At 65.6% G+C, this 1,989-nt stretch carries 1 protein-coding gene; it reads right to left on the bottom strand.

Features of this window, described 5'->3' with window-relative positions:
• Nucleotides 1-26: 26 nt before the first annotated feature.
• The coding region (locus G3480_RS26315; RefSeq protein WP_206171920.1) for a putative transposase at nt 27-1,989 on the bottom strand (1,963 nt) is incomplete at its 5' end.

The raw sequence follows: 1,989 nt of genomic DNA, 5'->3' as shown, positions 1-1,989 counted from the left end.
GCAGAACTCCTGACTTGGCGCCAAATTCAATGCGACTGGATCGCCTCAAACACGAGGCGCAGCTCGGTACCGGGGTAAATCGCCCGCTGGGTGTTCAAGCATTCGCACAGAGCGATGAGCGCTTGTTGGGATCGGTTGTTCGCCAGTCCGTACAGGCGCACCCGCAGTTCTTGGCGCTCGTGATCCGGGAGGATGTCGCCCGGCAAGCGGAACACGGTCTTGAGAAAGGCGCGAGCCTCATCGTCGTGACGCGCGAAGAAGGGTTCGACGAGACTCGCCAGACAGCTCTCGCTGCGGAAGGCGACGACCTTGATGAGTTGGGTGATCGTCTTGCGCTCGGTTTCGTGCTGGACGATCTGGTCCGGTTCCAGAACGCTCTTCAAAGGCACACGCTTGTCCAGCGCCTTGATCTGCTCGGCGAGTTCATCGCAGTCCCTTTGCACGCGCTCGATCGTCTCCGCCTCCTTCGCTTGCTTGGCCTTCGAGGCACCATCACGCTGTTGCGCCGCATTGCGGACGTGGGCGCTGCCGAGCTGGGCCTTCTTTGCCTTGAGCACCTTCTCCAACCGAGTGCGCTCAGGATTGGGAACCATCCGCTCGGCATCGGCTGGTTCGGTGGCGTAGGTGCTCAGGTGGTCGAGATTGAATTCGGCCTGCATGTACTTGAAAAAGTTCTCCTGGCGCCAGCGCGCAAACATGTCATCGGCGATCACTTCCACCGGCAGGTCCTGGCGCGTGGTCAGGATGGCGGTTTGATGGCCGTTGTTGCTCAGACGGCGGATCTCGCGCATCCAAAACGCCGGGCGTTTGCGGTTGGCGGGGATGACCTGCACGCTGCGCTCGGCGAGCCAGTAGGTCACGGCCTTGCCGTCGCGCGCAAAGGTGACGGGTTGGAAATCCTGCGCCGCCCAGGGCGCCTGCTTGCCCTTGCGGTAGGTGATGACGTCAACCCCTTGGGCGTGCCAGCGGCGAAAGGCGTCGGGGCTCCACGCCTCGCGGTCGAAGACCAGGGTCAGCCTGCGTTCCGGACCGATCTGCCGGCGTGCTTCGGGGATGACGTCCTGATCGATCAGCGACAGGAGATGCTGGTTGATCGGGCTGGTGACGAAGAACAAGGGCTCGGCCGCGCCGTTGTGGACCCAGGTGTCGGTCGCGGCAGGCTGACACTGTCGGCGTTTTTGCACGAACGTCTTCGGCAGGCGGTGCTTGCGCCCGGTATAGGTGCTCACATGACCGTCGATGTAGAGCAGGCCCAGCTCGTCGGGCTCGCCCTGCGCCCAACGCTCGGTTAACGCCGCGGCCAGCTTCGCCGCCTGTTGCTGCTCCCCGAGTTCGGCGAGCTTGCGGCGCAACGTTTTCACCTCCGGCACGCGATCCAGTCCCAACAGGATGCCCAGCTCGCCGGGCTGATGCGCGCTCAAGCCCTCGATGGTCTTGATCCGCAACAAGGCCATCATGACCAGGCACAGCAAGATCGCGTGCAGGCCATAGAAGCCGGCCTTCAGCGGTTGGTAGACGCGCTCGGCGCTGCTCAGCAGGCCCTCGCCGATGAGCGCCGGCAAGGCCAACAGGACACCCGCGCTCGCCACCCCTTCGACGGGCTCGAAGTGCGGTGCCGCCTCGCTCAGCTCGCCCCGGCAGGCGAGCAGGCGCTCGTCGAGGCGCTTGACCGCGCTACCGGCGCCGCGCGCCTGTGCAGCGTCGCGTTCGGCCCGCTCCCCGGGCGAGAGCGCTGCGCGGCGTTGGCGCGGCGGCGGGCTGCGGCGCAGACGACCGGTCTTGAGCGCATGGCGAATCGCCGTTTCGCTCACGCCCACCGCACGCGCCGCTGCCGATTGCGAGCCGCCTTGATCCAGACACGCCTGCGCGACCGCGAGCACGTCGTCGGTGAGCTTATGCGCCCGCCGCGGTGCACCGTGACCGCGCCCGTCGCGGATGGCTTCCAGACCGCCTTCCCGATAAAGCTTTTGATTGCGAAACAGGGTCGAG

The sequence above is a fragment of the Thiorhodococcus mannitoliphagus genome (assembly GCF_010915725.1).
Taxonomy (GTDB): domain Bacteria; phylum Pseudomonadota; class Gammaproteobacteria; order Chromatiales; family Chromatiaceae; genus Thiorhodococcus; species Thiorhodococcus mannitoliphagus.
This window is presented reverse-complemented; position numbering and strand designations above follow the sequence as displayed.